This is a genomic window from Burkholderia sp. LFS061, from assembly GCF_047978125.1.
In the GTDB taxonomy this organism is placed as follows: Bacteria; Pseudomonadota; Gammaproteobacteria; order Burkholderiales; family Burkholderiaceae; genus Burkholderia; species Burkholderia pyrrocinia_C.
Window position 1 is genome coordinate 11,870 of the sequence record NZ_JBFPFS010000006.1, and the last position, 20,229, is coordinate 32,098.

Below are 20,229 nucleotides of genomic sequence, written 5' to 3' on the forward strand. Positions count from 1 at the left end.
CCGGAGTCTTCATGTCGAATCCGCGCACCCGCCTGCTGCCGCTCGCCGGCGCCCTCGCCCTTGCCGCGGCCGCATTCGCGCCGCCGGCCCATGCGGCCGAGGAAGTGAGCCTGTACACCACCCGCGAGCCGAAGCTGATCCAGCCGCTCATCGACGCGTTCACGAAGCAGAGCGGCGTCAAGGTCAACACGGTGTTCGTGAAGGACGGCCTGCTCGAGCGCGTGAAGGCCGAAGGCGCGCAGTCGCCGGCCGACGTGCTGATGACGGTCGACGTCGGCAACCTGCTCGATCTCGTCGACGGCGGGCTCACGCAGCCGGTGCGCTCGAAGGCGCTCGACGACGCGATTCCCGCGAACCTGCGCGGCGCGAACGGCGACTGGTATGCACTGTCGCTGCGCGACCGCGTGCTGTACGTCGAAAAGGACCTGAAGGTCGATGCGTTCCGCTACGAAGATCTCGCCGATCCGAAATGGAAGGGCAAGGTCTGCATCCGCTCGGGCCAGCATCCGTACAACACGGCGCTCGTCGCCGCGATGATCGCGCACGACGGCGAAGCCGCGACCGAGAAGTGGCTGCGCGGCGTGAAGGCGAACCTCGCGCGCAAGGCGACGGGCGGCGACCGCGACGTCGCGCGCGACATCCTCGGCGGCATCTGCGACGTCGGTCTTGCCAACGCGTACTACGTCGGTCACATGAAGAACGCCGAGCCGGGCACCGATGCGCGCAAGTGGGGCGACGCGATCAAGGTCGTGCGACCGACGTTCGCGAACGCGAAGAGCGGCGGCACGCACGTGAACATCAGCGGCGCGACGGTCGCGAAGCACGCGCCGCACAAGGCCAACGCGGTGAAGCTGCTCGAATACCTCGTGTCGCCGGAAGCGCAGGCGCTGTATGCGCAGGCGAACTACGAATACCCGGTGCGCGCGAACGTGAAGCTCGATCCGGTGATCGCGAGCTTCGGCACGCTGAAGGTCGATCCGCTGCCGCTGGCGGACATCGCGAAGCATCGCAAGCAGGCGAGCCAGCTTGTCGACAAGGTCGGCTTTGACAACTGACGCATCGCCCGCCGGCGCGCGCCGCCAGCCGTACCGGCCGCGCCTGCGGCTGCGCGCGGGCAGCTTGTGGCTGCTCGCGGCGCTGGCGATCGCCGCGGCGGTCGCGGCGCCGCTCGCGGTGCTCGTGGCCGCCGCGTTCGACGCCGATCTCGCGCACTGGCGGCATCTCGCCGAATTCGTGCTGCCGCAGGCGCTCGTCAATACGCTGCTGCTGCTCGCGGGCGTCGGCGCGATCGTGTCGATCGTCGGCACGGGCTGCGCATGGCTCGTCACCGCATACGACTTTCCCGGCCGCCGGATGCTGACGTGGGCGCTGCTGCTGCCGCTTGCGGTCCCCACCTATATCGTCGCGTTCGCGTATCTCGACCTGCTGCACCCGATCGGCCCCGTCCAGGGCGCGATCCGCTGGCTGCTCGGCTTCGACAGCCCGCGCCAGTTCCGCCTGCCCGACCTGCGCTCGCTGCCCGGTGCGATCTTCGTGCTCGGCTTCGTGCTGTATCCGTATGTGTACCTGAGCACGCGCGCGATGTTCGTCACGCAGTCCGCGAGCCTGCTCGAAGCCGCACGCACGCTCGGCGCGGGGCGCGTCGCGACGTTCTGGCGCGTCGTCGTGCCGCTCGCGCGGCCGGCGATCGCGGTCGGCGTGAGCCTCGCGCTGCTCGAAACGCTGAACGACATCGGCGCATCGGAATTCCTCGGCGTGCAGACGCTGACCGTGTCCGTCTACACGACGTGGATCACGCGCTCCGATCTCGCCGGCGCCGCGCAGATCGCGCTCGCGATGCTCGCGATCGTCGTCGGCATGATCGTGCTCGAACGCTACGGACGCCGCCGCCAGCGCTACGCGCATGGCCGGCGCATGCGGCCGATCGCGCCGCGCCGCCTGACGGGCGCGGCCGCGTGGGGCGCCGCCGCGCTCGGCTGGCTGCCCGTGCTGCTCGGCTTCGGCGCGCCGGCCGCGCATCTCGCGGTCGAGACCGGCAAGCGGCTGCATCTCGTCGGCGGCGTGTCCGCGCAGTTGATGACGGGGCTCGCGAACACGCTGACGATCGCCACCGCCGCGACCGCCGCGACGCTCGCATGCGGGCTCGTCGTCGCATGGGCCGCGCGCGCGCAACGCGACAGCGCCCGCGCGGGCCCTGCCCGCGTGTGTGCGCGGATCGCGAGCCTCGGCTACGCGGTGCCGGGCACCGTGCTCGCGATCGGCCTGCTGATCCCGTTCGCCGCGGCCGACCGGCTGTTCGGCACGGTGCTCGGCCGCGACGGACTGCTGCTGATGGGCTCGGCGACCGCGCTCGTCATCGCGTACACCGTGCGCTTTCTCGCGATTCCGGCCGGCAGCATCGAGGCCGGCCTCGCGCGCATCCCGCCGTCGCTCGAACAGGCATCGCGCTCGCTCGGCGAGACGGCCGGCGGCACGCTGCGCCGCGTGCACCTGCCGCTGCTGCGGCCGGCGCTCACGACGAGCGCGCTGCTCGTGTTCGTCGACGCGATGAAGGAACTGCCGGCGACGCTGCTGCTGCGTCCGCTGAATTTCGACACGCTCGCGACCTGGCTGTATGCGGAAGCCGCGCGCGGCACCTATGAGGAAGGCGCGGTCGCCGCGCTCGCGATCGTGCTGGCCGGGCTCGCGCCCGTGATCCTGCTCGCCCGCACTCGCCACAAGATCGGAGCCTGAACCCGTGAACCTGCTCGAACTCGATGACCTCCACCTCGCCTACGACACGCCGCAAGGCTGCCGCACGGTGGTCGACGGGCTGAGCCTCGCGCTGCCGCGCGGCGACATCGGCTGCCTGCTCGGCGCGTCGGGCTGCGGAAAAACCACCGTGCTGCGCGCGATCGCCGGCTTCGAGCCCGTGCGCATGGGGCGCATCGTGCTGGACGGTACGCCCGTCGCAACGCCGTCGCTCGACGTGCCGCCCGAGCGGCGGCGCATCGGCATGATGTTTCAGGACTATGCGCTGTTCCCGCACCTGAGCGCGGCCGACAACGTCGCGTTCGGCCTGCGGCGCATGCCGAAGGCCGAACGCCGGGCGCGCGTCGCGGAGATGCTCGAACTCGTCGGCCTCGCCGAATCCGGCGGCGCCTATCCGCACGAACTGTCGGGCGGCCAGCAGCAGCGCATCGCACTCGCGCGCGCGCTCGCGCCGTCGCCGGAGCTGCTGCTGCTCGACGAGCCGTTCTCGAATCTCGACGTCGATACGCGCGAGCGGCTCGCGTTCGAACTGCGCGACATCCTGAAACGCACCGGCCACACCGCGATCCTCGTCACGCACAACCAGGCCGAAGCGTTCGCGATCGCCGACCGGATCGGCGTGATGAAGGACGGCCAGCTCGCGCAATGGGACACGCCGTACGCGCTGCATCACCATCCGGCCAGCCCGTTCGTCGCGGATTTCGTGCGCCGCGACGCGCTGGCCGACGAACGTGCGCGCGCACTGGCGCGCGGCCGCTGAACCCGCGCCGGCCGCGCGATCCGCAACGGTGCCGCGTCTGCAGCGCGTCAAGCCGGCTCGGCATGATCGCGCACGGGCAGCGCGGTCGAATACTTGATCTGCTCCATCGCGAACGACGAACTGACGTCGAACAGCGGCACCGCGCGAATCAGCTGCTTGTAGACGCGGTCGTAATCGTCGATGCCCGCGACGACGACGCGCAGCAGGTAATCGGTCTCGCCGCTCATCCGGTAAACCTCGACGACTTCCGGCATGTCGCGCACGACCTGCGTGAAACGCTGCGCCCATTCCTCGGTGTGCTGGTTCGTGCGGATCGCGACGAACACGGTCGTGCCGACCCCGAGCTTGCGCGGATCGCACAGCGCAACCTGCGCGCGAATCGCGCCGGTTTCCTTCAGCCGCTGCACGCGCTTCCAGCACGGCGTCTGCGACAGGTTCACGCGCTGCGCCAGTTCCGCGATCGGCAGCGTGGCATCCGCCTGCAACAGCTCCAGCAGCTTGCGATCGATGGCGTCCATTTCTCCAGTCCCTCGTAGATAGAAATTTATTCTATGCATTCTGCATAACGGGGAACAATATGAAAACCGCCTCGCCGCGTCGACCGGTATAAATACCAATCCGGTACGCGTGAATCCGCCGCGCGCGCGATCGCGCGGACATACCCTCCTCCAAACGAAAAAGGCGATTCCAACCGTCAAGCTGGAATCGCCTCATGCACCGCCCGTTGCGGCTCGCGTGCCGCGCCCGGGCCAGGCCGGCGCTCATGCGGCACCGGCCGCTACGCCGCTCAATACGCGACCGTCGCGATCTCACGCACGAAGCTGCCTTGTTCGAGCGCGTCGACGAACGCGACCGCGTAGTCTTCCGCCGAGATCTTGCTGTTGCCCTGCGCGTCCGCGATCAGCTTGTCGACGCCGGTGCGGAACGTGCCCGTCCGCTCGCCCGGTGCGATCAGCGCGGCCGGCGCGAAGAACGTCCAGTCGAGATCGCCGACCGTCTTCAGGTAGTCGAATGCGTCGCGGTGCGCGAGCGCGACCGCCTTGTACGCTTCCGGGAAGCCTTCGCTGTCGACGAGTTGCTTGCCGGGCGCGACTTCGAGCGAACCGGCGCCGCCCACCACGACGAGCCGCTTCAGGCCCGCCTGACGCGTGCCGGCGACCAGCGCCTTCGCGGCCGCGACGACCTTCGCCGCATCGTCCTGCTTCGGGCCGTACGCACTCGCGACGACGTCATGGCCCGGCAGCGCAGCCGCGATGCTGGCCGCGTCGAACAGGTCGGCCGCTTTCGCGGTGATGCCGTCGCCGGCCGCGCCGGGATTGCGCGACAGCGCGGTCACGCGATGGCCGCGCCGTGCGGCTTCCGCGGCGATGCGCGAGCCGATCGTGCCGGTGGCGCCGAACAGCGCGATATTCAAGGAACGTTGCGTCATATCGATTCTCCACAAAGAAAAATATGTAACTAAAGAAATTACATATAAGACCGAAAAAAACGGGGCGAATCCCCCGTTGCGCCGATCGCCGCGCCCACGCGCCGCCCGGCCTCCCGCCCTGCCTGCCACCGCTCACCCGCCGGCGCGCCCCGCGTGTTGCCTGCGCTGCTCCGAATCCAGCACGTCGGCCGTTACGTCGGCAAGCGTGCGCGTGGCGAGCGATGCCTCCATCGCGCGCTGCGCGTCGCCGATGTAGTCGATCAGCACGCCCTGGATGTGCCGCCCGACGAGACACGCGGGATTCGGCGCCTCGCGGTGCAGCGCGAACAATTGGGCATCGTCGACCGCGCGATACACGTCGAGCAGCGTGATCTCCCCGGGCTCGCGCGCCAGCAGCGCGCCGCCGCCCGCACCGAGCTGCGACGTGGTCAGCCCCGCGGCCGCCAGCATCGACAGCAACCGGCGGATCAGCGCCGGATTCGTGTTCACGCTACCCGCGATGATGTCGGACGACAGCGGCGCACCTTCCTGCATCGACAGCAAGGCGAGCACGTGGACGGCAAACGCGAACCGGCTGCTGGTATTCATTCCTCACTCACTCGGCGACGCCGGCCCGGACACGCAGCCGGCGACGATGTGTAATCATGGTAATTACATTTTGCGGATCATGCAAGCCCGCATCATTCTCCGCTTGCGGGCTTCGCGCCCGACGCGCTCTGCTGGCTCCACTGCTGGAGCTTCTTGCCGGCTTCCGCGATCTTCGCTCCAGCTTCGGAAGCCGCATGCGCGACGACCGCGGAAGCCGCCGCGTCGATCTGCGCCTGCGCGGCGGACGCGAGGCCGCTCGCGGACAGCGGCGGCACGGCCGATGCCGCGGACGCGATGCCGGCCTTCGCGGCGTTGAGCTGCTGGTTGACGGTGCTCGCCACCTGGTCGAGCGCCTTGGCCGCGTTGTTCGCGGCATCGGCGGCCGCGCTCGCGGCCGTGTCCGGTTGGGCGACCGGCGTGCCGGACTTTTCGCAGCCCGCGAGCAACAGCAGCGCACCGGCAGCCACCGCCGCCAGCGCGAACCCGGGCGCGCGACGCGCCCGCGATGTCTTCATGTTCATCAGCAATCTCCGGCCGCGCGTCGCACGGCCTCGTGGTTGGACCGACGTCGATGATACCGCCTGTTGAACAGGCCCAATGACGACCCGTGATTAAAAATGCCTTTCAATTTCGGACTCGTCCGATTCAATCGCGGGCGCTACGCCACTAAAGTGGGCACGCTTCAATCCGCTTCATGCGTGTCCCCTTTTTACTCATGGCTTTCCTCGTCGACTGGTTCATCGCCCTGGCCGCGCTGCTCGCCGCCACCCTGTTCCTGTGCCTGCGCCCGCCGTCGGCGCGCCGCCTGGCCGAAGCCGGACGCTCGCGCCGCATCGCGTCCGCGCGCCTGCTCACGCAGGCCGTGATCGGCTTCTGGACGGCCGCGCTGATCGTCGCGCAAGGCATCCTCGGCCCCGACGGCGACGGCCAGTCGCTCGCGGGCTTCGCGGCGCTCTCGTTCGCCGCGCTCGGGCTGACGACCGTCGCCGCATACTGGTCGGCGTGCGCACTGCGGCTGCGCCGGCCACGCGAACTGTTCGTGCGCCACTGACGCGCCAGATCGGTGCGCAACGGCATACGCCGACGCACCACGCCGCACTCATTCGCACCAGCCCCGCACGAGACGCACCACATTCGTGCGTTCGGCGCGGCCCCAGCCCGCACCGTGAGCGCGCCAATACCGGGCGCGATTCACCGAAATGCCCCGCCACGTGGTGCCGGAGCACCAATTTCACGCAATCTCTCACCAAGTTGGCTCGATACTTGCATTCCTCGCCCGTTTTTTGCGCAAGGAAGCCACGGCATGGATGGTCTGAAATCCGGCGTCGACACACTGTTCCTGTTGATCGGCGCCGTCATGGTGCTCGCGATGCACGCGGGCTTCGCATTTCTCGAACTCGGCACGGTCCGCAAGAAGAACCAGGTCAACGCGCTCGTGAAGATCCTGGTCGACTTCTCGGTGTCGACACTCGCGTACTTCCTCATCGGCTACACGATCGCGTACGGCGTCGAGTTCTTCGACGACATCGGCACGCTGTCGCAGCACAACGGCTACGCGCTCGTGCGCTTCTTCTTCCTGCTGACCTTCGCTGCGGCCATTCCCGCGATCGTGTCCGGCGGCATCGCCGAGCGCGCGAAGTTCAATCCGCAGCTCGTCGCGACGCTGATCATCGTCGGCTTCATCTATCCGTTCTTCGAAGGGATCGCATGGAACGAACGCTACGGCGTGCAGACCTGGCTCACGCACGCGTTCGGTGCGCCGTTCCACGATTTCGCGGGCTCGGTCGTCGTGCATGCGTTCGGCGGCTGGGTCGCGCTGCCGGCCGTGCTGCTGCTCGGCGCGCGCCACGGTCGTTATGCGAAGGACGGCCGGATCGCCGCGCACCCGCCGTCGAACATCCCGTTCCTGGCGCTCGGCGCATGGGTGCTCGCGGTCGGCTGGTTCGGCTTCAACGTGATGAGCGCGCAGACGCTCGACAAGATCAGCGGCCTCGTCGCCGTGAACTCGCTGATGGCGATGGTCGGCGGCACGCTCGCCGCGTGGATGGCGGGCCGCAACGACCCGGGCTTCACGTACAACGGGCCGCTCGCGGGCCTCGTCGCGGTGTGCGCGGGCTCCGACGTGATGCACCCGATCGGCGCGCTCGTCACGGGCGCGGCGGCCGGCGCGCTGTTCGTCGCGATGTTCACCTGCGTGCAGAACAAGTGGCGCATCGACGACGTGCTCGGCGTGTGGCCGCTGCACGGGATGTGCGGCGCGCTCGGCGGCCTCGCGGCCGGCGTGTTCGGCCTGCCGGCGCTCGGCGGCCTCGCGGCCGGCGTGTTCGGCCTGCCGGCGCTCGGCGGTCTCGGCGGCGTGTCGTTCCTGTCGCAGGTCGTCGGCACGCTCGGCGGCATCGCGATCGCCACCGCCGGCGGCACGCTCGTCTACGGCGCGCTGAAGGCGACCGTCGGGCTGCGCCTCGACCGCGAAGCCGAATTCGACGGCGCGGACCTGTCGATCCACCGGATCTCGGCGACGCCCGAACGCGATTGAGCGCCTGACGAACGCCCGACGCGGCATTACGTTTTCAATTCAAAAAACTTTCATCAAGCGTCCTTACACTTCCGTCCAGTTTTCACTTTGCCTTCGCGGAGCTTGCCGAACGCCTGCTTCCGCTTCGCGAAGGCCATTCTTCCAACAACTGAAACTGGACTCCACATGCCCGCGTTGCCCAATGCCGCCCGTCGTCAGGCCCTGAAGATCCTCGCCGGCGCGCCGATGCTTCCCCTTTCCGGCCTCGCGCTGCCGGCCCTGCTGACGGGTTGCGGCGGCGACGACAATCCGACGTCGACGCCGGCCGCCGCCGCGTATACGTCGGCGACGTTCTCGGCGATGGCCGCACCCACGCTCGACAACGCGGCCGCGATGGCCACGACGACGGTCGGCTCGACGCTGTCGGTGTCGTTCTCGGACGGCTCGTCGCGCAACTTCAAGCTCGCGTACCGGCCGTTCTTCGTGACGGGCGACATGGTGCCGGACGGCAAGGGCGGCACGACGCTCGCGGGCGGCTACTACGACATCAACAACCAGCCGATCATCGATCGTTCGGTAGCCGGCAAGGAGCGCCAGTTCTATTCCGACTGCCCGGACGGCAGCTCGCTGCTCACGCTGAAGAACGCGAACGTGCCGGGCGTGAAGGGCAACACGGTGTTCGCGGTCGTGCAGTTCGAATACACGACGCGCGACCAGGCCAGCGCATCGCAGTACGGCCAGCTGCCGTCGCCGATCGCGGTGCTCACGCTCGACCAGGATCCGGCCACCGGCGCGCTGAAGGTCGTCAAGTACCACAACGTCGACACGTCGAACGCGCACGGCCTGTGGATCACCTGCGGCGCGAGCCTGTCGCCGTGGGGCACGCACCTGTCGAGCGAGGAGTACGAGCCGGACGCGACGAAGGCCGCGACCGACGCGCAGTTCAAGGCGTTCAGCAGGAATACGTTCGGCGACGAGACGAAGGCGAACCCCTACCACTACGGCCACCTGCCCGAGATCACCGTGAACCCGGACGGCACGGGCACCGTGAGGAAGCACTACTGCCTCGGCCGCATCTCGCACGAGTTGATCCAGGTGATGCCGGACCAGCGCACCGTGATGATGGGTGACGACGCAACCAACGGCGGCCTGTTCATGTTCGTCGCCGACAAGGCGGCCGACCTGTCGGCCGGCACGCTGTACGTCGCGAAGTGGACGCAGACGTCGTCCGCCGGCGCGGGCACGGCGACGCTTACGTGGATCAGGATCGGCCACGCGACGAGCAGCGAGATCGAAGCGCTCGCGAACACGCTGAAGGCGTCGGACATCATGGACCTGACGACCACCGACCCGAACGATGCGAGCTACACGAAGATCCACTTCGGCGGCAAGTTCAACTGGATGCGCGTGAAGCCGGGGATGGAAAAGGCGGCCGCGTTCCTCGAGACGCACCGCTATGCGGCGCTGCTCGGCGGCAGCATGTCGTTCACGAAGCTCGAAGGCACGACCGTGAACGCGAAGGACAAGATCGTCTACACGGCGATGTCGCGGATCGAGACGTCGATGGTCAAGGGCAACGCGGTGTCGCGCGACGTCGCGGTCGACAAGAAGATCGCCGCGGGCGCCGTCTACGCGCTGAACCTGAAGGGCAGCCAGCGCGACACGACGGGCGGCGCGATCGACAGCGAATGGGTGCCGGTCGACATGGGCGCGCCGGCCGCGCTCGTCGGCGAGGATCTCGCCGCGGCCGACGGGCTCGGCAACCTCGCGAACCCGGACAAGATCGCGAACCCGGACAACCTGAAGTTCTCCGAGAAGCTGCGCACGCTCTTCATCGGCGAAGATTCGGGCATGCACGTGAACAACTTCCTGTGGGCCTACAACGTCGACACGAAATCGCTCGTGCGCGTGCTGTCGTGCCCGGCCGGCGCCGAATCGACGGGCCTGCACGCGGTCGACGAGATCAACGGCTGGACGTACGTCATGAGCAACTTCCAGCACGCGGGCGACTGGGAAACGCCGCTGCACGACAAGGTCAAGCCGACGCTCGACCCGCTCGTGCGCGCGAACTTCAAGGACCGCTTCGGCGCCAGCGTCGGCTACCTGACGGCCGAGCAGACCAGCATCAAGCTCGCGAAGGCCTGACCGCTTCGTGCGAGGGGGGCCTTGCGCCCCTGGCCGGCCGCCCCTAGCCGGGCGCTCCTTTCTTCATCACCGTTCATTCGTCGGCGCTCCACGCCGGTTTGTGCGCGATGCCCACTGCGGGCATCGCGCTTTTTTTTGCGCGCGCGAATCGAACCTGCCGCGGATGCATCGCGCGCAAGCATGCTCCGCCGGACGTTCGGACGGGCGTTTTCTGCGATCGGGGGATAATACGGGCCTGACGCGTCCGGGCGGACGGGCAAAAAAAAGCGCCACGGAGACCGTGGCGCTAAAAAAGTTCTAGCCATTCCGAGGGCCGTGCTAGAACCTGAGAGACTGCGCGAAACACCGTTGCCGGTTAAACTCCTGAAACGATGTTTCGAAAACGTGAGACATTCTTTCCGTTTCCGCCCGACAAGTCAAGCGGTATTTGCACCGGCTCATGCACTTTCCGGCAAGGCTCCTTTGAGCATTTTCCTAATAAACCAAGGGTGAACCCGCAAAATCTCATCCAATGACCGGTTCACCCACGGAACATGCATCTTTTGACAATCATCCTACAATACCAACAAAATTGAAATCGAGTTTCGGAAATAGAGAGAATCCCTTGTGTCGACAACTGTAACCTCTTCCGCGTCCCGAGATCGTGAATCGTCGCCGGACGAGATCACCGCGCTCGCCCGCGGCCTTGCCGTGCTGCGCCGCATCGCGGCTGCCGACGCGCCCGTCAGCAACCGCGAGCTGACCGAACTGACCGGCATCCCGAAGCCGACCGTGTCGCGCATCACCGCGACGCTGGTCAGCGCCGGCTTCCTGTTCCAATTGCCCGACAGCGAGCGCTTCGTGCTCACCGCATCGGTGCTCGAACTGAGCCACGGCTTCCTGCGCAACTTCGACATCCGCGCGCGTTCGCGGCCGTTCATGATCGAGCTGGCCGAACGCACGTCGCTGTCCGTGCACCTTGCGGTGCGCGACCGGCTCGACATGGTCGCGATCGACGTGATCCGGCCGCGCTCGGCCGTGCTCGTCACGCGCCTCGAAATCGGCTCACGGATGGACATCGCCCGCACGGCCGTCGGCCGCGCGTATCTCGCGGCACTCGAGGACGACGAGCGGCGCCAACTGCTCGATTCGCTGCGCACGACGGCGGGCGACGACTGGCCGCATGTGTCCGCGAGGCTCAATCCCGCGCTCGACGAAGCGATGCGCGAAGGCCACGCGATCGCGATCGGCGAATGGCGCGAGGGCCTGAATGCGGTCGCTGCCGGTTTCGTCGGCCCGTCGGGCCAGCGTTATTCGGTGAATTGCGGCGGTGCGTCGCACCAGTGTCCGCCCGAATGGCTACAGGAACATGTCGTACCCGCACTGCACGAATGCATCGCGAAAATCACCCGCGAGATCGGCGGCGCGCCGGCCCGACGCATCGGCGTGTAATCGTTCCGTCATCGTGCCGACGCGTTCTGTAACGACCGTAACCCGTTGAAAGATAGACCGCTGGACTGTAACGGGGACGGCACGTAGGATCATGCCCATCGTCGCGCCGCATTCGCGGTGCGCACAGCTCTTTTCCCGCGCGGGTCGGGTGGGCACCGGACCGAGCCGGGTTGCCCCTCCCGGCACCGCTCGCCCATGCGCAGCCAAGAGCAGTCCGATTCCCGGCACGCCGCGCCGTCTTCCCGACAGAACACGATGGATAACGAACAAAATCCCACGCCCCCTTCGAAAGATCCCGCCTCTCCCGCCGCACGGCGCCCGCGCCGCACGCTGATGATCGGGACGCTCGCGGTCGTCGTCATCGGCGGCCTGCTGTGGTGGCACCCGTGGAATCGCACGTCGGCGGCCAAGCCGGGTGCCGGCAGCGCGGCCCAGGGTGCGAGCGGCGCCGGCGGCCATCGCGGCCGCGGCGGCCCCGCCGCGATGGCGAACGTTCCGCAGCCGGTGCAGGTGGCGACCGCGACGCAGGGCGAGATGCCGATCGTGCTGTCCACGCTCGGCACCGTGACGCCGCTCGCGAACGTGACGGTGAAGACGCAGTTGTCGGGCTATCTGCAGTCGGTGTCGTTCCAGGAAGGCCAGATCGTCAAGAAAGGCGACGTGCTCGCGCAGATCGACCCGCGCCCGTACCAAGTGTCGCTCGAGAACGCCGAAGGCACGTTCGCGCGCGACTCGGCACTGCTCGCGACGGCGCGCCTCGACCTGAAGCGCTACCAGACGCTGCTGTCGCAGGACTCGATCGCGTCGCAAACCGTCGATACGCAGAAATCGCTCGTCAAGCAATACGAAGGCGCGGTGAAGACCGACCAGGCCGCGATAGATTCCGCGAAGCTGAACCTTACGTATGCGCGCATCACAGCGCCCGTGTCGGGCCGCGTCGGCCTGCGTCAGGTCGACCCCGGCAACTACGTGACGCCGGGCGACAGCACCGGCATCGTCGTGATCACGCAGTTGCAGCCGATGAGCGTGATCTTCACGACATCGGAAGACAACCTGCCGCAGATCCTCAAGCAGGTGAACGCAGGCCAGAAACTGTCGGTCACCGCATACAACCGCAACAACACGGTGCCGCTCGAGACGGGCTCGCTCGCGACGCTCGACAACCAGATCGACACGAGCACGGGCACGGTCAAGCTGCGCGCGAACTTCGATAACAAGGAAGGCATGCTGTTCCCGAATCAGTTCGTGAACACCCGGCTGCTCGTCGACGTGATGCGCGATGCGACGATCGTGCCGACGTCCGCGGTGCTGACGGGTTCGATCGGCCAGTTCGTCTACGTCGTGAAACCCGACAACACGGTGACGGTGCGCAAGGTCAAGCCCGGCCCGGTCGACGGCGAGCGCACGAGCATCGTCAGCGGCATCGCGCTCGGCGAGCGCGTGGTGACCGACGGCTCCGACCGCCTGCGCGAAGGCGCGAAGATCTCGATCCCGGCCGACAAGCCGAAAGGCGCGTCGGGCGCGCGCGGCGCCGGCGCGGCGTCGGGTGCATCGGACGCCGGCGGCCATCGCGGCGGACACCAGCACGGCGCGTCGCAAGCAGCGGCCCGATAACGCGCGGGCCGCTCGATGAATCCATCCCGTCTCTTCATTCTCCGGCCGGTCGGCACCGCCCTCCTGATGGCGGCGATCATGCTGGCCGGCCTCGTCGCGCTGCGCTTCCTGCCGCTCGCCGCGCTGCCCGAGGTCGACTACCCGACGATCCAGGTCCAGACCTTCTACCCGGGCGCGAGCCCGGAGGTGATGACCTCGTCGGTCACCGCGCCGCTCGAACGGCAGTTCGGGCAGATGCCGTCGCTGAACCAGATGTCGTCGCAAAGCTCGGCCGGCGCGTCGGTGATCACGCTGCAGTTCTCGCTCGACCTGCCGCTCGACATCGCCGAGCAGGAAGTGCAGGCCGCGATCAACGCGGCCGGCAACCTGCTGCCGTCCGACCTCCCTGCCCCGCCGATCTACGCGAAGGTCAACCCGGCCGACGCGCCGGTGATCACGCTCGCCGTCAAGTCGAAGACGCTGCCGCTCACGCAGGTGCAGGATCTGGCCGATACGCGCCTCGCGATGAAGATCTCGCAGATCGCGGGCGTCGGCCTCGTCAGCCTGTCGGGCGGCAACCGCCCGGCCGTGCGGATCCAGGCGAACCCGACCGCACTCGCGCAGTACGGGATGAACCTCGACGACCTGCGCACGACGATCTCGAACCTGAACGTGAACACGCCGAAGGGCAACTTCGACGGCCCGACGCGCGCCTACACGATCAACGCGAACGACCAGCTCACGAGCGCCGACCAGTACAACAGCGCCGTCGTCGCGTACAAGAACGGCCGCCCGGTGATGCTCACCGACGTCGCGACGGTCGTCGCCGGCTCGGAGAACACCAAGCTCGGCGCGTGGGTGAATTCGGAGCCCGCGATCATCCTGAACGTGCAGCGCCAGCCCGGCGCGAACGTGATCCAGACGGTGGACGCGATCAAGGCGCAGTTGCCGAAGCTGCAGGAAACGCTGCCGGCCGCGCTCGACGTGCAGATCGTCACCGACCGCACGACGATGATCCGCGCGGCCGTGCGCGACGTGCAGTTCGAGCTGCTGCTCGCGGTCGGGCTGGTCGTGCTGGTGATGTACCTGTTCCTCGCGAACGTCTACGCGACGATCATCCCGAGCCTGTCGGTGCCGCTGTCGCTGATCGGCACGCTCGCGGTGATGTACCTGGCCGGCTTCTCGCTGAACAACCTGTCGCTGATGGCGCTCACCATCGCGACCGGCTTCGTCGTCGACGACGCGATCGTGATGATCGAGAACATCGCGCGCTACGTCGAGGAAGGCGAATCGGGGCTCGAGGCCGCGCTGAAGGGCTCGCGGCAGATCGGTTTCACGATCATCTCGCTGACGGTATCGCTGATCGCGGTGCTGATCCCGCTGCTGTTCATGGGCGACGTGGTCGGGCGCCTGTTCCACGAATTCGCGATCACGCTCGCGGTGACGATCGTGATCTCGGCGATCGTGTCGCTCACGCTCGTGCCGATGATGTGCGCGAAGCTGCTGCGCCATTCGCCGCCGCCGGAAAGCCACCGCTTCGAGGCGCGCGTGCACCAGACGATCGACTGGGTGATCGCGCGCTATGCGGTCGCGCTCGAATGGGTGCTGAACCGCCAGCGCTCGACGCTCGTCGTCGCGCTGCTGACGCTCGTGCTGACCGGCCTGCTTTACGTATACATACCGAAGGGCTTCTTCCCCGCGCAGGACACCGGCGTGATCCAGGCGATCACGCAGGCGCCGCAGTCGATTTCGTACGGCGCGATGGCCGAACGCCAGCAGGCGCTCGCGGCCGAGATCCTGAAGGATCCGAACGTCGAAAGCCTCACGTCGTTCATCGGCGTCGACGGCAGCAACATCACGCTGAACAGCGGCCGGATGCTGATCAACCTGAAGGCGCGCGACGAGCGCTCCGAGACGGCGGCGCAGATCATCCGCGACCTGCAGCACCGCGTCGCGAACATCACGGGCATTTCGCTCTTCATGCAGTCGGTGCAGGACCTGACGATCGACTCGACCGTCAGCCCGACGCAGTACCAGTTCATGCTGACGAGCCCGAATTCGGACGAGTTCGCGACCTGGGTGCCGAAGCTCGTCGCGCGGCTGCAGCAGGAGCCGTCGCTCGCCGACGTCGCGACCGACCTGCAGAGCAACGGCCAGTCCGTCTACATCGAAATCGACCGCGCGAGCGCCGCGCGCTTCGGCATCACGCCGGCGACCGTCGACAACGCGCTGTACGACGCGTTCGGCCAGCGCATCGTGTCGACCATCTTCACGCAGTCGAACCAGTACCGCGTGATTCTCGAGTCCGAACCGAAGGAGCAGCACTACGCGAAATCGCTGAACGACATCTACCTGCCGTCGGCCGGCGGCGGCCAGGTGCCGCTGTCGTCGATCGCGTCGTTCCACGAGCGGCCGTCGCCGCTGCTGGTCGCGCACCTGTCGCAGTTCCCGTCGACGACGATCTCGTTCAACCTCGCGCCCGGCGCGTCGCTCGGCGAGGCCGTCAAGGCGATCGAGGCCGCCGAGAAGGACATCGCGCTGCCCGCGTCGTTCCAGACGCGCTTCCAGGGCGCGGCACTCGCGTTCCAGGCATCGCTGTCGAACCAGGTTTTCCTGATCCTCGCGGCGATCATCACGATGTACATCGTGCTCGGCGTGCTGTACGAAAGCTACATCCACCCGATCACGATCCTGTCGACGCTGCCGTCGGCCGGCGTCGGCGCGCTGCTCGCGCTGATGATCACCGGGCACGACCTCGACATCATCGGGATCATCGGCATCGTGCTGCTGATCGGCATCGTGAAGAAGAACGCGATCATGATGATCGACTTCGCGCTCGACGCCGAACGCAACGAAGGCAAGCCGGCGCGCGAGGCGATCTTCCAGGCGTGCCTGCTGCGCTTCCGGCCGATCCTGATGACCACGCTCGCCGCGCTGCTCGGCGCGGTGCCGCTGATCGTCGGCTCCGGCGCGGGCTCCGAACTGCGCCAGCCGCTCGGGATCGCGATCGCCGGCGGCCTGATCGTGTCGCAGGTGCTGACGCTGTTCACGACGCCCGTGATCTACCTCGGCTTCGACTCGCTCGCGCGCCGCGTGCGCGGCTGGTTCGAACGCCATAGCCCCGCTGCCGGCACGCGCACGGATGCGTAAGCCATGAACCTGTCGCGCCCCTTCATCACCCGCCCCGTCGCGACGACGCTGCTCGCGCTCGGCGTCGCGCTCGCGGGCCTGTTCGCGTTCATCAAGCTGCCGGTGTCGCCGTTGCCGCAGGTCGACTTCCCGACCATCTCGGTGCAAGCGTCGCTGCCCGGCGCGAGCCCCGAGACCGTCGCGACCAGCGTGACGAGCCCGCTCGAGCGGCACCTCGGCTCGATCGCCGACGTGTCCGAAATGACGTCGACGAGCACGGTCGGCAACGCGCGGATCATCCTGCAGTTCGGCCTGAACCGCGACATCGACGGCGCCGCGCGCGACGTGCAGGCCGCGATCAACGCGGCGCGCGCCGACCTGCCCGCCGCGCTGAAGAGCAACCCGACCTACCGCAAGGTCAACCCGGCCGATTCGCCGATCATGGTCGTGTCGCTCACGTCCGAAACCTCGTCGCCGGCGAAGCTGTACGACGCGGCGTCGACGGTGCTGCAGCAGTCGCTGTCGCAGATCGACGGGATCGGCCAGGTGTCGGTGAGCGGTTCCGCCAACCCGGCCGTGCGCGTCGAGCTCGAACCGCAGGCGCTGTTCCACTACGGGATCGGCCTCGAGGACGTGCGTGCGGCGCTCGCGTCCGCGAACGCGAACGCCCCGAAGGGCGCGATCGAATTCGGCCCGCAGCGCTACCAGCTCTATACGAACGACCAGGCCTCCGACGCGTCGCAATACCGCGACCTCGTCGTCGCGTACCGCAACGGCTCGGCCGTGCGGCTGTCCGACCTGTCCGACGTCGTCGATTCGGTCGAGGACCTGCGCAACCTGGGCCTCGCGAACGGCCAGCGAGCGGTGCTCGTGATCCTGTACCGCTCGCCCGGCGCGAACATCATCGAGACGATCGACCGCGTGCACGCGGCGCTGCCGCGGCTCACCGCGTCGCTGCCGGCCGACATCACGGTCACGCCCGTGCTCGACCGGTCGACGACGATCCGCGCGTCGCTGAAGGACACCGAGCACACGCTGCTGATCGCGGTCAGCCTCGTCGTGATGGTCGTGTTCCTGTTCCTGCGCAACTGGCGCGCGACGCTGATCCCGAGCGTCGCGGTGCCGATCTCGATCATCGGCACGTTCGGCGCGATGTACCTGCTCGGCTTCTCGATCGACAACCTGTCGCTGATGGCGCTGATCGTCGCGACCGGCTTCGTCGTCGACGATGCGATCGTCGTGCTCGAGAACATCTCGCGGCACATCGAGAACGGCAAATCTCGGATGCAGGCCGCGTTCGACGGCGCGCGCGAGGTCGGTTTCACGGTGCTGTCGATGAGCATTTCGCTCGTCGCCGTGTTCCTGCCGATCCTGCTGATGGGCGGCATCGTCGGGCGCCTGTTCCGCGAGTTCGCGCTGACGCTGTCGCTCGCGATCGCCGTGTCGCTCGCGGTGTCGCTGACCGTCACGCCGATGATGTGCGCGCGCCTCTTGCCCGAGTCGCACGACCCGCGAAGCGAAGGCCGCTTCGGGCGCTTCCTCGAGCGCGGCTTCACGCGCATGCAGCGCGGCTACGAGCGCTCGCTGTCGTGGGCGCTGCGCCGGCCGCTGCTGATCCTGATGACCCTGTTTGCAACGATCGGGCTGAACGTCTACCTGTACATCGTCGTGCCGAAGGGCTTCTTCCCGCAGCAGGACACCGGGCTGATGATCGGCGGCATCCAGGCCGACCAGTCGACGTCGTTCCAGGCGATGAAGCTGAAGTTCTCCGAAATGATGCGGATCGTGCAGAGCAATCCGAACGTGAAGAGCGTCGCGGGCTTCACCGGCGGCACGCAGACCAACTCGGGCTTCATGTTCGTCACGCTGAAGGACCGCACCGAGCGCAAGCTGTCGGCCGACCAGGTGATCCAGCAACTGCGCCCGCCGCTGGCGGACGTCGCGGGCGCGCGCACGTTCCTGCAGGCCGCGCAGGACATCCGCGTCGGCGGCCGGCAGAGCAACGCGCAGTACCAGTTCACGCTGCTCGGCGATTCGAGCGCCGACCTGTACAAGTGGGGGCCGATCCTGACCGAGGCGCTGCAAAAGCGCCCCGAGCTGACCGACGTGAACTCCGACCAGCAGCAAGGCGGCCTCGAGGCGATGGTGACGATCGATCGCGCGACGGCCGCGCGGTTCGGCATCAAGCCCGCGCAGATCGACAACACGCTGTACGACGCGTTCGGCCAGCGCCAGGTCTCGACGATCTACAACCCGCTGAACCAGTACCACGTCGTGATGGAAGTCGCGCCGAAATACTGGCAGAGCCCCGAGATGCTGAACCAGGTATGGATCAGCACGTCGGGCGGCAGCGCGAACGGCTCGCAGACCACCAACGCGGCGGCCGGCACCTACGTCGCGACGTCGGCCGGCACGTCGAGCGCCGGCACGGCCGCGCAGAGCGCCGCGGCGATCGCGTCCGATTCCGCGCGCAACCAGGCGCTCAACTCGATCGCGGCCAGCGGCAAGTCGAGCGCGTCGTCGGGCGCATCGGTATCGACGTCGAAGTCGACGATGATCCCGCTGTCGGCGATCGCGACGTTCGGGCCGAGCACGACGCCGCTGTCGGTCAACCACCAAGGGCTGTTCGTCGCGACGACGATCTCGTTCAACCTGCCGCCGGGCGTGTCGCTGTCGCAGGCGACGCAGGTGATCTACCAGACGATGGCGCAGGTCGGCGTCCCGCCGACGATCGTCGGCAGCTTCCAGGGCACCGCGCAGGCGTTCCAGCAGTCGATGAACGACCAGCCGATCCTGATCCTCGCCGCGCTGCTGGCCGTCTATATCGTGCTCGGGATCCTGTACGAGAGCTACATCCACCCGATCACGATCCTGTCGACGCTGCCGTCGGCCGGCGTCGGCGCGCTGCTCGCGCTGCTGCTGTTCAAGACCGAGTTCAGCATCATCGCGCTGATCGGCGTGATCCTGCTGATCGGCATCGTGAAGAAGAACGCGATCATGATGGTCGATTTCGCAATCGACCAGACGCGCAACAACCGGAAGTCGTCGTTCGACGCGATCCACGAGGCGTGCCTGCTGCGCTTCCGCCCGATCATGATGACGACGATGGCGGCACTGCTCGGCGCGCTGCCGCTCGCGTTCGGCAGCGGCGACGGCGCCGAGCTGCGCGCGCCGCTCGGGATCGCGATCGCCGGCGGCCTGGTCGTGTCGCAGGTGCTGACGCTCTATACGACGCCGGTCGTCTATCTGTACATGGACCGGCTGCGCGTGTGGGCCGAGAAGCGGCGCAACCGCCGGAATCCGGGCGGGCCGGCGGTCGCCGGGGAGTGACGGCAGCGGCTGCCCGTCAGGCGGCCGCTTTCCGCGCTTGAACACCGGTGGCGATCGGCTATCGTGTTTCCATGCCCACCGCGGCGCCCTTCACGGGAACACGCCATGAACGTCCAGTTGAACCACACGATCGTCTGGTGCCGAGACAAGCACGCGTCGAGCCGCTTCCTCACCGAGCTTCTGGAACTGCCGCCGCCGACGCCGTTCGGCGCGATGCTGGTCGTCGCGCTCGACAACGGCGTGTCGCTCGATTTTTACGAAAAGACGGGGGAGATCGCGGCGCAGCATTACGCGTTCCTGACCGACGAAGCCGGCTTCGACCGCGTGTTCGCGCGCATTCGCGAGCGCGGGCTGCCGCACTGGGCCGATCCGGCAAAGCGGCAACCCGGCGACATCTACCGCCACAACGGCGGCCGCGGCGTGTATTTCGACGATCCGGACGGCCATTTCCTCGAAGTGATGACGCGGCCGTATGTGCTGAACGGTTAGCTCGGCAGGCCGGCCGGCGTTGCGCCGGCCGGTATTGCGCGGGCCGGGTGCCGTCCTGTTTCGGACGAT

At 67.8% G+C, this 20,229-nt stretch carries 15 protein-coding genes; 11 read left to right on the forward strand and 4 right to left on the reverse strand.

The genetic code is table 11. From position 1 onward, the window contains the following. The first annotated feature begins 11 nt into the window (after window positions 1–11). Genes ACNQQL_RS07015 through ACNQQL_RS07025 form a run of 3 tightly spaced genes read left to right on the forward strand, consistent with a single transcriptional unit; the run spans window position 12 to window position 3,511 of the window. Window positions 12–1,055, forward strand: coding sequence for a Fe(3+) ABC transporter substrate-binding protein (locus ACNQQL_RS07015; protein WP_347063689.1), 1,044 nt, complete (start codon window positions 12–14; stop codon window positions 1,053–1,055). Next, the gene (locus ACNQQL_RS07020; protein ID WP_347063690.1) at window positions 1,045–2,733 is read left to right on the forward strand and encodes an iron ABC transporter permease; all 1,689 of its coding nucleotides are present in this window, start codon (window positions 1,045–1,047) and stop codon (window positions 2,731–2,733) included. Before ACNQQL_RS07015 ends, ACNQQL_RS07020 begins: the two co-directional genes overlap by 11 nt. A gap of 4 nt (window positions 2,734–2,737) precedes the next feature. Continuing rightward, window positions 2,738–3,511, forward strand: a complete 774-nt coding sequence (locus ACNQQL_RS07025; protein WP_347063691.1) for an ABC transporter ATP-binding protein — start codon at window positions 2,738–2,740, stop codon at window positions 3,509–3,511. 47 nt (window positions 3,512–3,558) lie between these two features. Here the strand turns inward: ACNQQL_RS07025 and ACNQQL_RS07030 are convergent, their stop codons facing one another. From ACNQQL_RS07030 to ACNQQL_RS07045, 4 genes are all read right to left on the reverse strand, one after another. Further along, the gene (locus ACNQQL_RS07030; protein ID WP_072435936.1) at window positions 3,559–4,029 is read right to left on the reverse strand and encodes an Lrp/AsnC family transcriptional regulator; all 471 of its coding nucleotides are present in this window, start codon (window positions 4,027–4,029) and stop codon (window positions 3,559–3,561) included. 269 nt (window positions 4,030–4,298) lie between these two features. Next, window positions 4,299–4,940: an NAD(P)-dependent oxidoreductase gene (locus ACNQQL_RS07035; RefSeq protein ID WP_072435937.1), complete on the reverse strand. Its 642-nt coding sequence runs from the start codon at window positions 4,938–4,940 to the stop codon at window positions 4,299–4,301. A 132-nt stretch (window positions 4,941–5,072) separates the two neighbouring features. Continuing rightward, window positions 5,073–5,528, reverse strand: coding sequence for an Rrf2 family transcriptional regulator (locus ACNQQL_RS07040; RefSeq protein ID WP_347063692.1), 456 nt, complete (start codon window positions 5,526–5,528; stop codon window positions 5,073–5,075). A gap of 92 nt (window positions 5,529–5,620) precedes the next feature. Continuing rightward, entirely contained in the window at window positions 5,621–6,049 is a 429-nt protein-coding gene (locus ACNQQL_RS07045; protein ID WP_347063693.1) for a hypothetical protein, read from the reverse strand. Window positions 6,050–6,243: 194 nt separating this feature from the next. Here ACNQQL_RS07045 and ACNQQL_RS07050 point away from each other — a divergent pair, with 194 nt between their 5' ends. The 8 genes from ACNQQL_RS07050 to ACNQQL_RS07085 all read left to right on the forward strand — a co-directional run bounded on the left by ACNQQL_RS07050 (window position 6,244) and on the right by ACNQQL_RS07085 (window position 20,160). Then, entirely contained in the window at window positions 6,244–6,579 is a 336-nt protein-coding gene (locus tag ACNQQL_RS07050) for a hypothetical protein (RefSeq protein WP_072435940.1), read from the forward strand. Between the two features lie 252 nt (window positions 6,580–6,831). Continuing rightward, a complete protein-coding gene (locus ACNQQL_RS07055) occupies window positions 6,832–8,064 on the forward strand; it encodes an ammonium transporter (protein WP_347063694.1) in 1,233 nt (410 codons plus the stop codon). Window positions 8,065–8,229: 165 nt separating this feature from the next. Next, complete coding sequence (locus ACNQQL_RS07060; protein WP_347063695.1) at window positions 8,230–10,188, forward strand: PhoX family protein; 1,959 nt, start codon at window positions 8,230–8,232, stop codon at window positions 10,186–10,188. Window positions 10,189–10,794: 606 nt separating this feature from the next. Beyond that, window positions 10,795–11,619 (forward strand): IclR family transcriptional regulator, encoded by an 825-nt coding sequence (locus ACNQQL_RS07065; protein WP_072435943.1) that lies wholly within the window; start codon window positions 10,795–10,797, stop codon window positions 11,617–11,619. A 255-nt stretch (window positions 11,620–11,874) separates the two neighbouring features. Beyond that, on the forward strand, window positions 11,875–13,233 hold the full coding sequence (locus ACNQQL_RS07070) for an MdtA/MuxA family multidrug efflux RND transporter periplasmic adaptor subunit (RefSeq protein WP_347063696.1): 1,359 nt from the start codon (window positions 11,875–11,877) through the stop codon (window positions 13,231–13,233). Between the two features lie 15 nt (window positions 13,234–13,248). Then, complete coding sequence (locus ACNQQL_RS07075) at window positions 13,249–16,362, forward strand: MdtB/MuxB family multidrug efflux RND transporter permease subunit (protein ID WP_347063697.1); 3,114 nt, start codon at window positions 13,249–13,251, stop codon at window positions 16,360–16,362. A 3-nt stretch (window positions 16,363–16,365) separates the two neighbouring features. Further along, the gene (locus tag ACNQQL_RS07080) at window positions 16,366–19,671 is read left to right on the forward strand and encodes an efflux RND transporter permease subunit (RefSeq protein WP_347063698.1); all 3,306 of its coding nucleotides are present in this window, start codon (window positions 16,366–16,368) and stop codon (window positions 19,669–19,671) included. A 105-nt stretch (window positions 19,672–19,776) separates the two neighbouring features. Further along, complete coding sequence (locus ACNQQL_RS07085; RefSeq protein ID WP_175962346.1) at window positions 19,777–20,160, forward strand: VOC family protein; 384 nt, start codon at window positions 19,777–19,779, stop codon at window positions 20,158–20,160. The last annotated feature ends 69 nt before the right edge of the window (window positions 20,161–20,229 follow it).

Bases quoted from the DNA above. Each gene is read 5' to 3' on its own strand.
- ACNQQL_RS07015 (WP_347063689.1), top strand. From the start codon at position 12: ATGTCGAATCCGCGCACCCGCCTGCTGCCGCTCGCCGGCGCCCTCGCC.
- ACNQQL_RS07030 (WP_072435936.1), bottom strand. From the start codon at position 4,029: ATGGACGCCATCGATCGCAAGCTGCTGGAGCTGTTGCAGGCGGATGCC.
- ACNQQL_RS07035 (WP_072435937.1), bottom strand. From the start codon at position 4,940: ATGACGCAACGTTCCTTGAATATCGCGCTGTTCGGCGCCACCGGCACG.
- ACNQQL_RS07040 (WP_347063692.1), bottom strand. From the start codon at position 5,528: ATGAATACCAGCAGCCGGTTCGCGTTTGCCGTCCACGTGCTCGCCTTG.
- ACNQQL_RS07045 (WP_347063693.1), bottom strand. From the start codon at position 6,049: ATGAACATGAAGACATCGCGGGCGCGTCGCGCGCCCGGGTTCGCGCTG.
- ACNQQL_RS07050 (WP_072435940.1), top strand. From the start codon at position 6,244: ATGGCTTTCCTCGTCGACTGGTTCATCGCCCTGGCCGCGCTGCTCGCC.
- ACNQQL_RS07055 (WP_347063694.1), top strand. From the start codon at position 6,832: ATGGATGGTCTGAAATCCGGCGTCGACACACTGTTCCTGTTGATCGGC.
- ACNQQL_RS07060 (WP_347063695.1), top strand. From the start codon at position 8,230: ATGCCCGCGTTGCCCAATGCCGCCCGTCGTCAGGCCCTGAAGATCCTC.
- ACNQQL_RS07070 (WP_347063696.1), top strand. From the start codon at position 11,875: ATGGATAACGAACAAAATCCCACGCCCCCTTCGAAAGATCCCGCCTCT.
- ACNQQL_RS07075 (WP_347063697.1), top strand. From the start codon at position 13,249: ATGAATCCATCCCGTCTCTTCATTCTCCGGCCGGTCGGCACCGCCCTC.
- ACNQQL_RS07080 (WP_347063698.1), top strand. From the start codon at position 16,366: ATGAACCTGTCGCGCCCCTTCATCACCCGCCCCGTCGCGACGACGCTG.
- ACNQQL_RS07085 (WP_175962346.1), top strand. From the start codon at position 19,777: ATGAACGTCCAGTTGAACCACACGATCGTCTGGTGCCGAGACAAGCAC.